15 protein-coding genes are annotated in these 15,054 nt (G+C 73.3%); 8 read left to right on the top strand and 7 right to left on the bottom strand.

Annotated features, from left to right (window positions below):
- Positions 1–106 precede the first annotated feature (106 nt).
- Positions 107–727 carry an L-threonylcarbamoyladenylate synthase gene (locus I3F54_RS13730; protein ID WP_240118999.1) on the top strand — a complete coding sequence of 207 codons (621 nt, stop codon included), beginning with the start codon at positions 107–109 and terminating at the stop codon, positions 725–727.
- Positions 728–779: 52 nt separating this feature from the next.
- On the opposite strand, the gene I3F54_RS13735 is transcribed toward I3F54_RS13730, so the two are convergent.
- The 3 genes from I3F54_RS13735 to I3F54_RS13745 form a co-directional block, all read right to left on the bottom strand.
- The gene (locus I3F54_RS13735; RefSeq protein ID WP_240119000.1) at positions 780–3,137 is read right to left on the bottom strand and encodes a SpoIIE family protein phosphatase; all 2,358 of its coding nucleotides are present in this window, start codon (positions 3,135–3,137) and stop codon (positions 780–782) included.
- Between the two features lie 213 nt (positions 3,138–3,350).
- Positions 3,351–3,818, bottom strand: coding sequence for a peroxiredoxin (locus tag I3F54_RS13740; protein WP_240119001.1), 468 nt, complete (start codon positions 3,816–3,818; stop codon positions 3,351–3,353).
- A complete protein-coding gene (locus tag I3F54_RS13745) occupies positions 3,815–4,189 on the bottom strand; it encodes a MauE/DoxX family redox-associated membrane protein (protein WP_240119002.1) in 375 nt (124 codons plus the stop codon). The genes I3F54_RS13740 and I3F54_RS13745 overlap by 4 nt, the downstream gene beginning before the upstream one ends.
- A gap of 415 nt (positions 4,190–4,604) precedes the next feature.
- Between I3F54_RS13745 and I3F54_RS13750 the strand changes: the two genes are divergently transcribed.
- From I3F54_RS13750 to hemC, 3 genes are all read left to right on the top strand, one after another.
- Positions 4,605–5,588: an ATP-dependent DNA ligase gene (locus tag I3F54_RS13750; RefSeq protein WP_240119003.1), complete on the top strand. Its 984-nt coding sequence runs from the start codon at positions 4,605–4,607 to the stop codon at positions 5,586–5,588.
- Positions 5,589–5,718: 130 nt separating this feature from the next.
- Complete coding sequence (locus I3F54_RS13755) at positions 5,719–6,495, top strand: NPP1 family protein (protein ID WP_240119004.1); 777 nt, start codon at positions 5,719–5,721, stop codon at positions 6,493–6,495.
- A gap of 318 nt (positions 6,496–6,813) precedes the next feature.
- Complete coding sequence (gene hemC, locus I3F54_RS13760; RefSeq protein WP_240119005.1) at positions 6,814–7,749, top strand: hydroxymethylbilane synthase; 936 nt, start codon at positions 6,814–6,816, stop codon at positions 7,747–7,749.
- A 222-nt stretch (positions 7,750–7,971) separates the two neighbouring features.
- Here hemC and I3F54_RS13765 read toward each other — a convergent pair whose 3' ends face one another.
- On the bottom strand, positions 7,972–8,493 hold the full coding sequence (locus I3F54_RS13765) for a hypothetical protein (RefSeq protein WP_240119006.1): 522 nt from the start codon (positions 8,491–8,493) through the stop codon (positions 7,972–7,974).
- Between the two features lie 507 nt (positions 8,494–9,000).
- On the opposite strand from I3F54_RS13765, the gene I3F54_RS13770 reads away from it, so the two are divergent.
- Positions 9,001–9,792: an RNA polymerase sigma factor SigF gene (locus I3F54_RS13770; RefSeq protein WP_240119007.1), complete on the top strand. Its 792-nt coding sequence runs from the start codon at positions 9,001–9,003 to the stop codon at positions 9,790–9,792.
- A gap of 15 nt (positions 9,793–9,807) precedes the next feature.
- Here I3F54_RS13770 and I3F54_RS13775 read toward each other — a convergent pair whose 3' ends face one another.
- A complete protein-coding gene (locus I3F54_RS13775; RefSeq protein ID WP_240119008.1) occupies positions 9,808–10,140 on the bottom strand; it encodes an ANTAR domain-containing protein in 333 nt (110 codons plus the stop codon).
- Between the two features lie 128 nt (positions 10,141–10,268).
- On the opposite strand from I3F54_RS13775, the gene I3F54_RS13780 reads away from it, so the two are divergent.
- Positions 10,269–11,072, top strand: a complete 804-nt coding sequence (locus tag I3F54_RS13780; RefSeq protein WP_240119009.1) for a VOC family protein — start codon at positions 10,269–10,271, stop codon at positions 11,070–11,072.
- A 109-nt stretch (positions 11,073–11,181) separates the two neighbouring features.
- On the opposite strand, the gene glgX is transcribed toward I3F54_RS13780, so the two are convergent.
- Positions 11,182–13,299 (bottom strand): glycogen debranching protein GlgX, encoded by a 2,118-nt coding sequence (gene glgX / locus I3F54_RS13785; RefSeq protein ID WP_240119010.1) that lies wholly within the window; start codon positions 13,297–13,299, stop codon positions 11,182–11,184.
- Positions 13,300–13,331: 32 nt separating this feature from the next.
- Positions 13,332–13,835 (bottom strand): pep a2, encoded by a 504-nt coding sequence (locus tag I3F54_RS13790; RefSeq protein ID WP_240119011.1) that lies wholly within the window; start codon positions 13,833–13,835, stop codon positions 13,332–13,334.
- 292 nt (positions 13,836–14,127) lie between these two features.
- Between I3F54_RS13790 and I3F54_RS13795 the strand changes: the two genes are divergently transcribed.
- Positions 14,128–14,424 carry a DUF5133 domain-containing protein gene (locus tag I3F54_RS13795; RefSeq protein WP_240119012.1) on the top strand — a complete coding sequence of 99 codons (297 nt, stop codon included), beginning with the start codon at positions 14,128–14,130 and terminating at the stop codon, positions 14,422–14,424.
- A 72-nt stretch (positions 14,425–14,496) separates the two neighbouring features.
- Positions 14,497–15,054 (top strand): maltotransferase domain-containing protein (locus I3F54_RS13800; protein WP_240119013.1); only part of this gene is annotated, 558 nt, incomplete at its 3' end.

Below are 15,054 nucleotides of genomic sequence, written 5' to 3' on the forward strand. Positions count from 1 at the left end.
GCCTACCCCTCGCGCGCAGACCGGTGTCGTCGCACGTCGGGCGGGGTGCGGCGGGCCGTCGGCCGGGCTGCCCCGTGCGGCCCCCGGTGGCGGCTAAGCTCGCCGGATGGCGAAGTACTTCGACGTGCACCCCGACAACCCCCAGCCGCGCACCATCTCCCAGATCGCCGAGAGCATCCGGCAGGGCGCGCTCGTCGCCTACCCGACGGACTCGTGCTACGCACTGGGCTGCCGGCTCGGCAGCCGTGACGGCACCGAGCGGATCCGCGGCATCCGCCACCTGGACGACCGGCACCACTTCACCCTCGTGTGCCAGGACTTCGCCCAGCTCGGACAGTTCGTGCGGGTCGACAAGGACGTGTTCCGGGCCGTGAAGGCATCCACTCCGGGCAGCTACACCTTCATCCTGCCGGCGACGAAGGAGGTGCCGCGGATGCTCCAGCACCCGAAGAAGAAGACCGTGGGTGTGCGCATCCCGGACCACGTGGTCACCCAGGCGCTGCTGGCCGAGCTGGGCGAGCCGTTGCTGTCGAGCACGCTGCTGCTGCCGGGCGAGGACGAGCCGATGACCCAGGGGTGGGAGATCAAGGACCGGCTCGACCACGTCCTGGACGCGGTGGTCGACTCCGGCGAATGCGGCACGGAGCCCACGACGGTGATCGACTTCTCCGGTGGCGAGCCGGAGATCGTTCGGCGCGGGGCGGGGGACACCGCACGCTTCGAGTGACAGGGGGTGGGCGGCGGGCACGGGCCGTCGCGCCGGGCGGTCCGAGGGGGGGTCATCCGGGCAGCGGCTGCTCGGCCCAGATCGTCTTGCCGCCCGTGGTCTGCCGGCTGCCCCAGCGCTGGGTGAGCTGGGCGACCAGCAGCAGGCCGCGCCCGCCCTCGTCGAAGGCGTGGGCCCGGCGCAGGTGCGGGGAGGTGGAACTGCCGTCGGACACCTCGCAGATGAGGGCACGGTCGCGGATCAGCCGGAGCCTGATGGGTGGCGCGCCGTAGCGGATGGCGTTGGTGACGAGTTCGCTGACGACCAGTTCGGTGACGAAGGCGGCCTCTTCGAGGCCCCAGGCGGCGAGCTGCTCGGTGGCGGCCTGCCGGGTGGTGGCCACGTGCGCCGGGTCCGGCGGCACGTCCCAGGCGGCGACCCGGTCGGCGCCGAGCGCACGGGTGCGGGCCAGCAGCAGGGCGACGTCGTCCGCGGGCTCCTCCGGCAGGACCTCCTTGAGTACCCGGTCGCACAGGGTGTCGAGGTTCTCCGCGGGTGTGGCCAGCGCCCGGCGCAGTTCCTCGGTGGCCTGGTCGACGTCCAGGTCGCGGTTCTCGACGAGGCCGTCGGTGTAGAGGGCGACGACGGAGCCCTCGGGCAGCTGGAGTTCCGTCGCCTCGAAGGGCAGGCCTCCCACCCCGAGCGGGGGCCCGGCGCTCATCGGCACGAGGCGTGCCGTGCCGTCGGGAAGGACGACGGCCGGCGCAGGGTGCCCGGCCGCGGCGAGGCGGAGGCTGCGGTCGACGGGGTCGTAGACGGCGTAGAGGCAGGTGGCGCCGAGTTCGGCGACCTCGCCGCCGTCGCCGTTGGCGGCGAGGTGGGTGACGAGGTCGTCGAGGTGGGTGAGCAGTTCGTCCGGGGAGAGGTCGACGTCGGCGAGGGTGCGCACCGCCATGCACAGCCGGCCCATGGTCGCCGTGGAGGGGATGCCGTGCCCGACGACGTCACCGACGACGAGGGCGACCCGGCTGCCGGAGAGCGGGATGACGTCGAACCAGTCGCCGCCGATCCCGGCGAGCGATCCGCACGGCAGGTAGCGGTGGGCGACGTCGACGGCGGCCTGGCCGGGCAGTCCGCGCGGCAGCAGGCTGTGCTGGAGGACGAGCGCGGTGGTGCGTTCCCGGGCGAAGCGGCGGGCGTTGTCCACGCAGACGGCGGCCCTGCTGGCCAGCTCCTCGGCGAGGGCGGCGTCGTCGCCGGCGTACGGCCGTGGCTGGGCGATGCGCACCGCCACCGCGACGCCGAGGATGGTTCCCCGGGCCCGCAGCGGCACGGCGAGCAGCGAGTGGGCGCCCTCGCGGTAGGAGCGGCCCTCGGGGGCGCAGGCGTTGCGTTCCGCGACCCAGCGGTCGAAGCCGGGGTCGCCGGAGCCGCTGACCACGGGCCGGCCCTCGCGCAGGGCGCGGGCGGGCGGCGAGTACGGCGGGTAGACGTCCGTCTCGCCGAGACGGACGGACGCCTCCGGGGTGCCCTGGTGGGAGGAGCCGTGGGCGACGCGCCGCAGCACGATCTCCTCGGGTGCGACGGCGGGGGGTTCGTCCGCGCCGAGCACCCACTCCAGCAGGTCCACGCTGACGAAGTCGGCGAACCGGGGGGTGACCAGGGCGACCAGTTCCTCGGCGGTGCGGACCACGTCGAGGGTGGTGCCGATGGTGGTCGCGGCCTCGTTGAGGAGGGCGAGTCGTTGCCGGGCCCAGTACTGATCGGTGCTGTCGAAGGCCGCGAGGCCGACGCCGGTGAGTTCGTCGCGAGCGTCGCGAACCGGCCACATCTCGATGTTCCAGGCGTGTTCCCGCAGGCCGGTGGGTGCGCGGGTGAAACTCTCGTAGCGAACGGGGCGGCCGGTGCGGGCGACCTCGCGCAGATGTCCGAGGAGGCCCTGGCTGTGCTCGGTGTCCTCGGCGGTGTCGGCGTAGTGACGGCCGAGCAACTCCCCCTCCCGGTCGACGCCGAGGACACGGCAGGTCGCGTCGTTGAGCCTCAGGTAGCGCTGGCCGGTGTCGAAGACGGACATCGACATCGAGGCCTGCTGGAAGGCCTGCCCGGCCAGCGTCGGTTCGGGGCCGGCGGACTGCTCGGGCCCGGTCGGCGGCTCGGCGGTCACCGCGTACGCGTACGGGGTGCCGTCCGCGCTCTGCAGCGGGCAGCCCGTGATCCGCACGGACACGGCGGAGCCGTCGCGGTGCCGGAGCAGGACGGTCCCGGTCAGGGACCGCAGCACATCGGGTGGGGCGGGCTCGGCGAGCAGGTCGCGGGCGGACCGGCCGACGGCGTCCTCGGCCCGGTGCCCGGTCAGCCGCCGGGCACCCTCGCTCCACCCGGTCACGACACCCCGCGCATCGACGACCGCCGCGGCGGCGACTTGCTCCATATCGCCAGGATGGTCCTCTTGGCCTGACGCTTCAACCATTCGGGGCCCGCGCAGCTCAGGAGGGCCGTGCGCGGGCGGCACCGCGGCTCCCCCGCGGGCGGGCCGCCCCTGGGCGGCCGCCTCGTGAACGGTCCCGAGGAGTGGCCGTGACCGGTCACGGTGCGTGAGCCCCGGCCCGGCGAGCGGGCCGGGCCGGGGCCCGGAGAGGGCTGATCAGCCGCGGTGGGCCCGCAGCGCGGCGAGGGCCCGGTCGGCGTGGGTGTTCATGCGGAGTTCGCTGCGGACGACCTCCAGGACGGTCAGGTCCTCGGCGATGACGAACGTGGCCCTGCGCGTGGGCGCCAGGGTGAAGCTTCGCTGCACGCCGAACCGCTCGCGGACGGCGCCGTCCACGTCGGACAGCAGCGGCATGCCGAGGCCGTGGCGCCCGGCGAACTCCTGCTGCCGCTCGACGGCGTCACCGCTGATCCCGATCGTGCGGGCGCCGACCTCGGCGAACTCGGCGGCCAGGTCGCGGAAGTGGCAGGCCTCGGCGGTGCAGCCGGGCGTCAGGGCGGCCGGGTAGAAGAAGAGCACGACGGGCCCGTCGCTCAGCAGCTTCGACAGCCGGCGGGGCGTGCCGGTCTCGTCGGGCAGTTCGAAGTCCTCGATCCGGTCACCGGCCTGCGGCAGGGCGCTCACGCGCACCCCCCGGAGGTGCGGGCGACGCTGCGGGCCCACAGGACCAGGGGCACCTGCAGCGGCAGCCGTCCGACGGCGGCGGCCCACTGCGGGGCGGGCCGGTCACGCCAGTCCACGGCCATCTGCAGATGGGCGGGGCAGACGCCCACGAAGAGCCCGGCCGCGGCGAGAGCCGCCCGGCGCCGGGTGCGGGGCAGCGCCAGGCCGGCTGCCAGCACGAGTTCGGCGGCACCGCTGACGTAGGTCCAGGCCCGGGGCGCACCGGGCAGTGAGCGCGGCACGATCGCGTCGAACCGGCGCGGGGCGGCGAAGTGGGCGGCACCCGCGGCGGCCAGCAGACCGGCGAGCAGCAGGGGCGAGCGTTGGGACACGGGTCCTCCCGAGGGGGCAACGGCCTGGCGCGCGATATTACTGGAGGGTAGGAACGGCCGGGTCGCCGGGGCGTCCGGCCGCCGCCCCCTCGTCCTCGGCAGTGCGCGCGAGGTCCTCGGCAGCGTGCGCGAGGAGTCGTCGACCACGCACGGGAGGAGGGCTGCCGGCCGGGGCAGCCCCTCGGGCGTCCAGCCGGCGAGCGCGCGCCGCATGCCGCGTGCGCCGGCTTCCCGGACACGCCGGCCGACGTCCCGGCCGCCGTCGGTGAGCCGGCTCCGGCGGGCATCGGTAGGCGGGGTCCGGCGGGCACGGCCGTCGCCGGGAGGTGGGACGCGCCCGGCCGGGCGGCGCCGTTCAGGGGAAAACGACGGGTCCCACGCGTGCCCGGGCACGCGGGCGTCGACATCTTCGACCGTGACCCTGCCGCTGATCCCGCCCATGCTCGCGACCCCCGGCACCCTGCCCCCCGCCGGGCAGGACGCGCGCTGGGCGTACGAGACCAAGCAGGACGGGCAGCGGGTGGTGGCGTATCTGGCCGGCGACGGCAGCGTGGTGCTGCGCGCCCGGTCCGGAGACGTCATCACCGGCGCCTACCCCGAGCTGCTGCGGCTGGGCGGCGCGCTCGGCGGTACCGCCGCAGTGCTGGACGGCGAGGTTCTGGCGCTGGACGCGCACGGCCGCGCCGACTTCCAGGCGCTCCAGTCCCGCATGGGACTGGCCGACACCCCGCGCCGCGCGGCGCGCCGGGCCGCCGGGGCGCCGGTGCACCTGGCGCTGTTCGACGTGATGCACCTCGCCGGGCGCCCCCTGCTCGCACTGCCGTACGTGCACCGCCGCGCGATCCTGCAGGACCTGGGACTGGACAGCGAGTACTGGTCGACGCCGGCCGCGCTCGTCGGTCACGGAACCGAGGCCCTGCGCGCCACCCGGGAGCACGGCCTGGAGGGCCTGGTGTGCAAGAGGCTCGACTCGGTGTACGAACCGGGGGTGCGCTCCCGCTCCTGGATCAAGATCCGGAACATGCGTGGCGAGGACGTGATCGTCGGCGGCTGGCTGCCCGGGAGGGGCCGGCTGTCCGGGCTCCCCGGCGCGGTGCTGGTCGGGCAGCGGACTCCGGCCGGGCTGCTGCGCCACGTGGGAGCCGTCGGAACCGGGTGGAGCGAGGCCGAACGGGAGCAACTGGCACTGCTGCTCAGGGAACTGGCGACCGACGTGTGCCCCTTCACCCCTGCCCCCCGGACGGCGTACGCGCACTGGGTGCTGCCCCGGCTGGTCGGCGAGGTCAGCTACAGCACCCGCACCCGCGCGGGCCTGCTGCGCCAGCCGTCATGGCTGCGGCTGCGCCAGGACCTCAGCCCCGAGGAGTCGGCGGCCGACCTGCCCGATCCGCCCGTGTGAGCCGACCGTTGGGCCGATCTTCACCATCGGTGCAACCGCACCCTCTTGGCGCGGACATGCAAACTGCGGGAGGCTGAACCCCCTTGCCCCCCACAGCCGTTGGGCTGCGCCCGACACAGAGGAGGACGCGGTGTCGCCACCCGTGTTCCGGACCCACCGCAGGAGATGGCTCACCGGACTGGGCGCGGCTCTCGCGCTCGTCGTCGCCTTCCCCACCACGGCCTTCGCCGCACCACCGGGGGCACTGCCCTCGGTCGCGGACCCGCTGGACCGCACCTTCCAGCCCGCCTTCGACTACGACACCGACGGCTGCTACGCCACCCCGGCGATCGGCACCGACGGCTCGATCAACCCCGGCCTCAAGCCGACCGGCGCCCTCAACGGGAACTGCCGCGACGCCGCGGACCTGGACAACACCAACAGCTACTCCCGCTCCGCGTGCAACAACGGCTGGTGCGCCATCCTGTACGGGCTGTACTTCGAGAAGGACCAGGCGATCTGGGGCATCGGCCTCGGCGGGCACCGGCACGACTGGGAGCACGTCGTGGTGTGGGTGCGCGACAACCGGGTCGAGTACGTCTCCACCTCCAACCACGGCTCGTTCACCGTGCACGCGGCCTCGCAGGTCCGCTTCGAGGGCACGCACCCGAAGGTCGTCTACCACAAGGACGGTATCCGCACGCACTGCTTCCGTCTGGCGAACGGCAACGACGAGCCCCCGGAGAACCACAAGGGCACCTGGCAGTACCCCGCGCTGGTCGGCTGGAACGGCTACCCCGCGGGCCTGCGCGACAAGCTGAGCACCCACGACTTCGGCAGCGCCCACTTCGGCCTGAAGGACGGCTCCTTCGCCTCCCATCTCGCCGAGGCGAAGCCCTCGGGCATCGCCTTCGACACCGACGTGTAGGCCCGTCCGCGCCACCAACGGGCAGGCCCCGCCGCCCAGTCGGGCCCTGCGCCGGCCGGCCCGCGTGGGCCGGCCGGCGCGGAACTCCGGACCTTGGTGCCCCAGGCACGGCCCGGGGCATCACCTGTGGGCATCACCTGCGGGAGCCGGCCCTCCCGGGAAGAGGCACCGCACGGCGCGGGTGGACGGCCCGTCGCACCGGCGAGCGGCCCGACCGCGGCGCGGGCCCGTGGCCGGCCGGGCGTCCGCCCGGGGACCGGGCCGCCGTCCGGCCGGAGCACGGCGTGCCGGGCCTCCGGAGGGTCTATGGTGTCCCGCATGCCCGTTCCGGAACAGATCCGCATCGTCTCCCGCGACTCGCCCATGGCCCTGGCCCAAGTGGAGCGTGTCCGCGCCGAGTTGACCGCAGCGCACCCTGGGGTGCACACCGTCGTCGTGCCCGTGAAGACCACCGGCGACAAGTGGCTCGGCGACCTGTCCCAGGTGGAGGGCAAGGGCGCGTTCACCAAGGAGGTCGACGCGGCGCTGCTGGCCGGCGAGGCCGATCTGGCCGTGCACTGCGTCAAGGACGTGCCCGCCGACCGGCCACTGCCGGCCGGTACGGTGTTCGCCGCCTTCCTCGCACGGGACGACATCCGCGACGCGCTCGTCCACCCCGGCGGGCTCGCCCTCGACGGGTTGCCGGCCGGCACCCGCGTGGGAACCTCCTCGGTGCGCCGCGTCGCCCAGCTCGCCGCCACCCACCCGGGCCTGCGATGTGTCCCGTTCCGTGGCAACGCCAACCGGCGTCTGGAGAAACTGGCCGCGGGCGAGGCGGACGCGCTGCTGCTCGCGGTGTCCGGGCTGGAGCGGATCGGACGGAGGGACGTGATCAGCGAGGTGCTCTCCCCGGAGACGATGATGCCGCCGATCGGCGCGGGCATCCTCGCCCTGCAGTGCCGTGAGGACGACGCCGACCTCATCGACGCCGTCAGCGCGCTCGGCCACCCGGACACCCACCGGGAGGCCACCGCGGAGCGCATGTTCCTGCACGTGCTCCAGGGGCACTGCAACAGCCCCATCGCCGGTTACGCGCGCGTCGACCGCAGCGGCGAACTCTCCTTGCGCGCCTGCGTGTTCACCCCGGACGGCAAGACCCGGCTGAACGCCCACGAGTGGGCCGGGCGACTGGATCCCGCCACCCTCGGCACCTCGGTCGCGGTGGCGCTCCTGCGCCAGGGCGCCCGCGAGATCATCGACGGCATCGCCCACTAGGGGGGCGGCGTTCGCCCCGTCACGGAGCGGCGCCCGGAGCGTGCTGCATGGCGTGCGGTGCGGAGGGGCCGGGCGGGCCCGGCCACCCGGCGTCCCGCAGGGCGCGACGCGAGCGTGCGCCGGTCACGGTGAGGCCGCCGTGCTCCAGCGGGACTCGGCCCGCTCCCCGGGCGCCCGGACACGGCGCACGCCGCCCGGCGCGGCGCCGGGGACCGGCACGGGTCAGGCGGTGCCCTCCTCGGCCTGGTCCCGCAGGTAGTTGCTCACCTGGAGGGCCAGGCACTCCCGGCCGGGGCCGGGCAGGGAGCTGGTGGGCCCCTCCTGCAGGCCGAGGGCGCCGGTCCACATCCGCCGGCCGGTCCAGTCCTCCTCGACGCGCAGCTGGATCTGGACGTCGATCTGACGGAGCAGGGCCTCGGGGCCGGCGGCGTAGATCCGGGCGGTGGCGCGGCGCAGCGGGTAGACGTCGAAGCCCTCGACGAACTGCGAGTTGCGCCAGTCGATGAAGGCGCTCTCACCGTCGGGCCCGATCCGCACGTCGATCTGGCCGTCCTCCAGGTGGACGCCGAGCGGCCGTTCGCCGCGGTTCTCGACGACGACGCGGAGCCGGAAGTAGGTCAGCCCCTCCGCCGCCTCGTCACGTCCGCGCGGCGGGTCGGCCGGCTCCAGACGGTGGACGCGGACGCGCAGGCCGGCATGTTCGTCGTAGTCCTGCCAGTCCCCGACCACGTTCGGCTCGTACACGATCCACCTCTCGACCTCTTGAAGCAGCTTCCTATCCAGGTGCTCAGCACACTGTCAAATGAGCAGAATGCGCTGTGGCCAGGGCGTTCGCGTCTCGTGATCGACGATCAAGCCGTGCCCAGCGGTAATCGTGAAACCGGCCGTGCGACCTGTTCGGCGGGCGTGCCGCACATCACGTCGGCAGTCGGGACGGGCGGGCGATCCGGTCACGGCCGCCACCGCCCGGAACCGACCCGTCCGGCACGACGCCCGGGCCGCCGCCACGCCCGACGACCGGCACGCCGCCCCGCTCCCTGCCGGTCAGCGGGGACCGGCACCCCCGAGGCGTAGCGTGGTGTGCGAGTTTTGCACCCTAAGCCCGATATGGGAGAATCAGTCCGACAGTGCTTCGGACAGCAGGCACCCCGCGGGAGTCGGCCCCGCCGGTTCCGACGCAGTCCGTCCACTCCGAGCACGCACCTCCTGCGGGTCTGTACCCACCGGCACCTGCTGAGGGAGGCACGCACGATGCGCACCGCCGGCAGTACGAACCAGCATCCGCACCACGACGCCCCCGACACCGGCGAGGCCTTCACCCGGCTGGCCGAGCTCCCCGACGGGCCGCAGCGTCGGGCCCTGCGCGACGAGCTGGTGGAGCTGTGGCTGCCCATGGCCGAGCGGATCGCCGTCCGTTTCCGCGGGCGCGGCGAGAACCTGGAGGACCTCTACCAGGTCGCGGCGCTCGGCCTGGTCAAGGCGGTCGACCACTACGACCCCGCACGCGGCCGGGCCTTCGAGGCGTACGCCGTCCCCACGATCACCGGCGAGATCAAGCGGCACTTCCGCGACCACATGTGGACCCTGCACGTCCCCCGCCGGGTCCAGGACCTGCGCAATCGTGTCCGGCGCGCCACCAAGGAGGTGGCCCAGACGACTCCCGGCCGGGCGCCGACCCTCGCCGAGATCGCCGAGCACGCCCAGCTCAGCGAGGAGGAGGTGCACACGGGGATGGAGGCGCTGGAGTGCTTCTCCGCGCTGTCGCTGGACGCCGAGATGCCCGGCACCGACGGCTACGCGCTGGCCGACGCACTCGGCGGCCCCGACCCCGGCTACGACACCGTCGTCGACCGGGTGGCCGTCAAACCGTGCATCGAGGCACTGCCCGAGCGTGAGCGCACCATCCTCTACCTGCGGTTCTTCAAGGGCATGACACAGAGCTGCATCGCCGAGCAGCTCGGGATCTCCCAGATGCACGTCTCCCGGTTGCTGAGCGGCTGCTTCGCACACCTGCGCGAAGAGATCCTCGCCGAAACCCGCTGAGCCGCCGCACACCGCTCAGCAGGTCCGGGACCCCGGGATCTCCGTGGGCCCGTTCCGCTCCAGGGCCTCTGCCAGTTCGACCGCGACGGGCTCGGGTATCCGGCCGCTCCTCCCCCAGATCAGGATCAGCTCCGCGACATGGCGGAGCTTGATGTTGGTGTGCTGGGAGACCTCCTTCAGCACCTGCCACCCCTGATCCGGCGACACCCGACCGAGGGCCACGATCACCCCGATGGCCTGATCCACCACGGCGTGAGAGGACACGGCCTCCTTCAGCTGATGCACTTCTTCCTGCAGCTCGAAGAGCCGGTCCGTTTCGCCGTCCGGCTCCTGCGGTACCCGTGTCACGCTTCCATCCTCGTGGTGCACGCCTTGCGGCGCTACCGGGCGTACTCGACAGGCGCGCCGGAGGGTTCCGGCCCGAGACTGGTGGAGGGCCGGTGGCCGCCGGCCGACGAGATCAGGACGCGAGTGCCATGAATCACGACACTTCCCCCACCCCCGGTACGACGGAGGTCGTCTCCACCCGCTCGGTCTTCGGCGCGCCCTGCTGGGTGAGCCTGACCAGCCGCGATCTCGAAGCGACCCAGGACTTCTACGGAGCCGTCCTGGGCTGGCGGTGGCGCAGGGCCAAACTCGGCGACCACTTCCGCATCGCCCTGGTGGACGACGTGCCGGTCGCCGGGATCGCCGCCGTCGCCGCGATGTGGCAGATGGCGGTGGCCTGGACCCCCTACTTCGCCGTGCCCAGCGCCGACGAGGCGGCGAGCCGCGTCCGCGAGCGCGGCGGCACGGCGGCCGTGGGGCCGATCTCGCTGCCACCCGGGCGGGCGGCGCTGCTCGCGGACCGGGACGGTGCGACCTTCGGTGTGTGGGAGGGCGACCTGGTCAGCAACTGGGAGCGCTGGCGGCAGGCGGCCCCTGCCTTCATCCGGCTGCACACCCGCGACGCGTTCGCCGCCGCGATCTTCTACGGCGAGATCCTCGACTGGGCATCGGACCGCCCGGGCTGCTGCGAGGTGCACTACGAGGGCGGCGAGGTCGTGCTGCGCAGCCGCGGCGACATCGTGGCCCGCATCGTGTCGGGGGCGCTGGAGGCAGCGCCCGACCCGACGATCCGCCCGCACTGGCAGGTCCACTTCGCCGTGGCGGACGTGGCCGCCTGCGCCCGCGCGGCCGAGCGGCACGGCGGGAGCGTCCTGGGCAAGGCCGCGGACGAAGCGGTCCTGCGCGACGCCGACGGTGCCCAGTTCACGGTGACCTCCCGCCCCCTGCGGTGACCGGCGCCACCACGTCGGCGGCACCGGGGAAGGAACGCGGTCGGGGCCGGTCCTCCGCGGAGGACCGGCCCCGACCGGCCGGGTGGTGACCTGGCTGCCCCCACGCCCCCTACGCCCCGCCCACCGGCGGCCGGGACAGGACGACCAGGCTGCGGGCCGCCACGGCGACGTCGGTGGCCGCCTTGTACTCCGTCTCGTCGGGGGCCCCGTCCGGCTCGGCGGTGTCCACGCACACCGTCCAGCGTTCGCCGTACTCGGTGCCCGGGAGGCGGAAGACGACGGGCTCCCAGTAGCTGTTGCACAGCAGCAGGAAGGAGTCGTCGACGACCGGCCGGCCGTAGCGGTCGGGCTCGGCGATCGCGTCCCCGTTGAGGAAGACCCCGACGCAGTGCGCGTCGGAGCGGTGCCAGTCCTCGCCGGACATCTGTGTGGCGTCCGGCAGCAGCCACACCATGTCGGGCAGCGGCCTGCCGGCGTGCGTGGCCGTCTCACCGCGGAAGAAGTGGCGCCGGCGCAGCACGGGATGACCGGCGCGCAGTCCGATCAGCCGGCGGGTGAAGTCGGTGAGTTCCTCCTGCTCCTCGGTCAACCGCCAGTCGATCCAGGTCACTTCGTTGTCCTGGCAGTAGGCGTTGTTGTTGCCGCGCTGGGTCCGGCCGAGTTCGTCGCCGTGGCCGATCATCGGGATGCCCTGCGACAGCAGCAGCGTGGCCAGCAGGTTGCGTTGCTGCCGGCCGCGCAGCTCCAGCACGGCCGGGTCGGCGGTCTCCCCCTCCACGCCGCAGTTCCAGGAACGGTTGTGGCTCTCCCCGTCCCGGTCGTCCTCACCGTTGGCCCCGTTGTGCTTGTGGTTGTAGGAGACGAGGTCGCGCAGGGTGAAACCGTCGTGCGCGGTCACGAAGTTGACGCTGGCGCGCGGCCGCCGGCGACTGTGCTGGTACAGGTCGGAGGACCCGGCCAGCCGGGAGGCGAACTCGCCGAGCGAGCCGGGCTCGGCCCGCCAGAAGTCCCGCACGGCGTCCCGGTAGCGGCCGTTCCACTCCGACCACAACGTCGGGAAGTTGCCCACCTGGTAGCCGCCCTCGCCCACGTCCCACGGCTCGGCGATCAGTTTCACCCTGCTGATGACCGGGTCCTGCTGGATGAGGTCGAAGAACGCCGAGAGCCGGTCCACCTCGTGGAACTGCCGGGCCAGTGTGGCCGCGAGGTCGAAGCGGAAACCGTCGACGTGCATCTCGGTGACCCAGTACCGCAGCGAGTCCATGATCAGCTGCAGCACGTAGGGGTGCCGCATCAGCAGGCTGTTGCCGGTGCCCGTGGTGTCGTAGTAGTGCTCCCAGTCCCCGTCGACCAGCCGGTAGTACGAGGCGTTGTCGATCCCGCGGAAGGAGAGGGTCGGGCCCTGTCCGTTGCCCTCGGCGGTGTGGTTGTAGACGACGTCGAGGATGACCTCGAGCCCGGCCGCGTGCAGCGTCTTGACCATCGACTTGAACTCCGCGACCTGCTGGCCCCGGCTGCCGTGAGCGGCGTAGGCGTTGTGCGGGGCGAAGAAGCCGATGGTGTTGTAGCCCCAGTAGTTCGACAGCCCGCGGTCCTGCAGGACGCCGTCGTCGACGTACTGGTGGACGGGCATCAGCTCCACCGCGGTCACCCCGAGCGAGGTCAGGTGCTCCACCACCGCGGGATGGGCCAGGCCCGCGTAGGTGCCGCGCAGTTCGCGGGGCACGTCGGGGTGGGTGCGGGTCAGTCCCCGAACATGGGCTTCGTAGACGACGCTGTCGGCGTACGACCGCCGCGGCGGGCGGTCGTCGCCCCAGTCGAAGTACGGGTCCGTGACCACGCCCAGCATGGTGTGCCCGGCGCTGTCGGCCGGGTCGGGGCCGGCTGGGGCGCGCTCGTACAGCGAGGGGTGGTTGTCGATCTGCCCGTCCACGGCCCGGGCGTACGGATCCAGGAGCAGCTTCGCCGGATTGCACCGGTGGCCCAGGGCCGGGTCCCACGGTCCGTGCACCCGGTAGCCGTAGCGCTGGCCCGGACCGACTCCGGGCAGGTAGCAGTGCCAGACGAAACCGTCGGCCTCGGTCACGGGGACGCGGCGGGTACCCCCGCCGTCGTCGAAGAGGATCAGCTCGACCCCCTCGGCGACCTCGCTGAAGAGGGCGAAGTTGGTGCCCTGGCCGTCGTAGGCCGCACCCAGCGGGTAGGGGTGCCCGCTCCAGGCGGGCACCCCTACCGTGGTCCTGCGTCGCGACCGGGCGGTCACCGGGTGGCCTCCAGGACGCCGCTCTGCGGACCTGCCGCGACGGCGGCCGGTACCTCGCGGGGAACCCGCCGGAACTCGCGCAGGCTCGGGGCGGGCGCGGTGGGCACCAGTGGTTCGCGGTCGCCGGCCCGGGCGCGCCGCGAGAACCAGATGACCTTGCCGCCGGTGCCGGTGGCGCAGCAGCCCCAGCCGTCGCTCATGGCGGCGATGCGCTCCAGGCATCCACGCAGGTCCTGGTCGGGACGCAGGTCGCTGTCGTTCTCCCCGACGGCGGTGATCAGATGCTGGCCGTTCCACCACATCTCGATGGAGGTGTTCTTGTCGGTGGCGTGCTCGTCGATGGCCCTCAGCAGCAGCTCGGCGCTGCCGCAGACCGGCTCCACGAGGGTGTCCAGGTCCCAGTACCGGAGGTGCGCGGCCAGAATGCGCCTGACCTGTCCGACCCGTTCCGGACTGACTTCCACGTCGAGGTGGTAGTAGCAGGGCACTGCGGTCTTCATCGTCGTTGGCTCCTCACCCGCGACGCTCCCCGCTTCCTCCCGGCCCCGCGGGCCGGGACCCCGAACACGAAGCGTGAGCGGTCATCGCTCCTGAGTAATCCCAACCTTGCGGCGGCTACGCCATTCGTGCAACACGAGCGCACCACGACCAAGATCCAACAGGACGCTGGGTCATGCGCCGTGCACCATAAGTGAAGGCCACGAGAGGTTTGACGAGTCCGCGCCTCTGCCTGCCCGGCCGCCCGTTCCCCGGGCGTCGTACCTCTCGCATTCCCGGAAGGTGAACAGCGCCATGCTGCTACCCGCGAAAGCCGAAGTCTCCCGGCACCTGCAGCGCTACCGGGCGTGGGAGCGCGCGATGCTAGCCGCGCCCGCGAACCGCTCGGTGCGGGCCACCTTCGAGGACTCCGGCTACACCCTGTGCGTACTCATGGGCAAGCGCTGCGCGCGGGAGGCCGCCGACGCCGCCGAGAACTATCTGCGGTCCGGTTCGGAGGCCTCCCCGCGGACGCAGGGCCTGCGGAGGGCGAAAAACGTCGCGCGCAGGAGTGGAACGCGCCCGAATCGGCGTTTCCCGGCGGGGCATTAGGCCTCCCCCGGTGCAGCGTGGTCATCCAACATCCGGGCGGCGCCCCGGAATCGAGCACGGCGGAGGTTCACCATGAAGTCCACCCGGCCCATCGGGCGCATTCCGGTGCGCGACGTCGATCCGCGCGTGGAGTGCGGAAGGCGCCCGGCGAAGGCGGTCGTGGGCGAGACCTTCCTGATCTCCGCCACGGTGTTCCGCGAGGGGCACGACGCGGTCGCGGCGAACATCGTGCTGAAGGATCCCGAGGGCCGCAAGCGCCCCAGGATCGCGATGCGGGAGCTGGCCCCGGGGACCGACCGGTGGGGCGCCGAGGTGGCCCTGGACGCGGAGGGCCGCTGGACGTACACGGTGGAGGCCTGGAGCGACCCCGTCACCACCTGGCGCCGGACCGCGGCCGTCAAGATCCCGGCCGGCATCGACGTCGGCCTGGTCCTGGAGGAGGGCGGCCAGCTGTTCGAGCGGGCGGCGGCCCGCGCCCCGCGCGGTGAGGCCCGCACGGTCCTCCGCGCGGCCGCGCGCACGCTGCTGGACGACACGCTGCCCGTGGCGAAGCGCCATGCCGCGGCGCTGACGCCGGAGGTGGGGGAGGTGCTGGGGCGGCATCCGTTGCGGGAGCTGGTGACGGCGTCG

This window comes from Streptomyces sp. MUM 2J, from assembly GCF_022414535.1.
Lineage (GTDB): Bacteria > Actinomycetota > Actinomycetes > Streptomycetales > Streptomycetaceae > Streptomyces.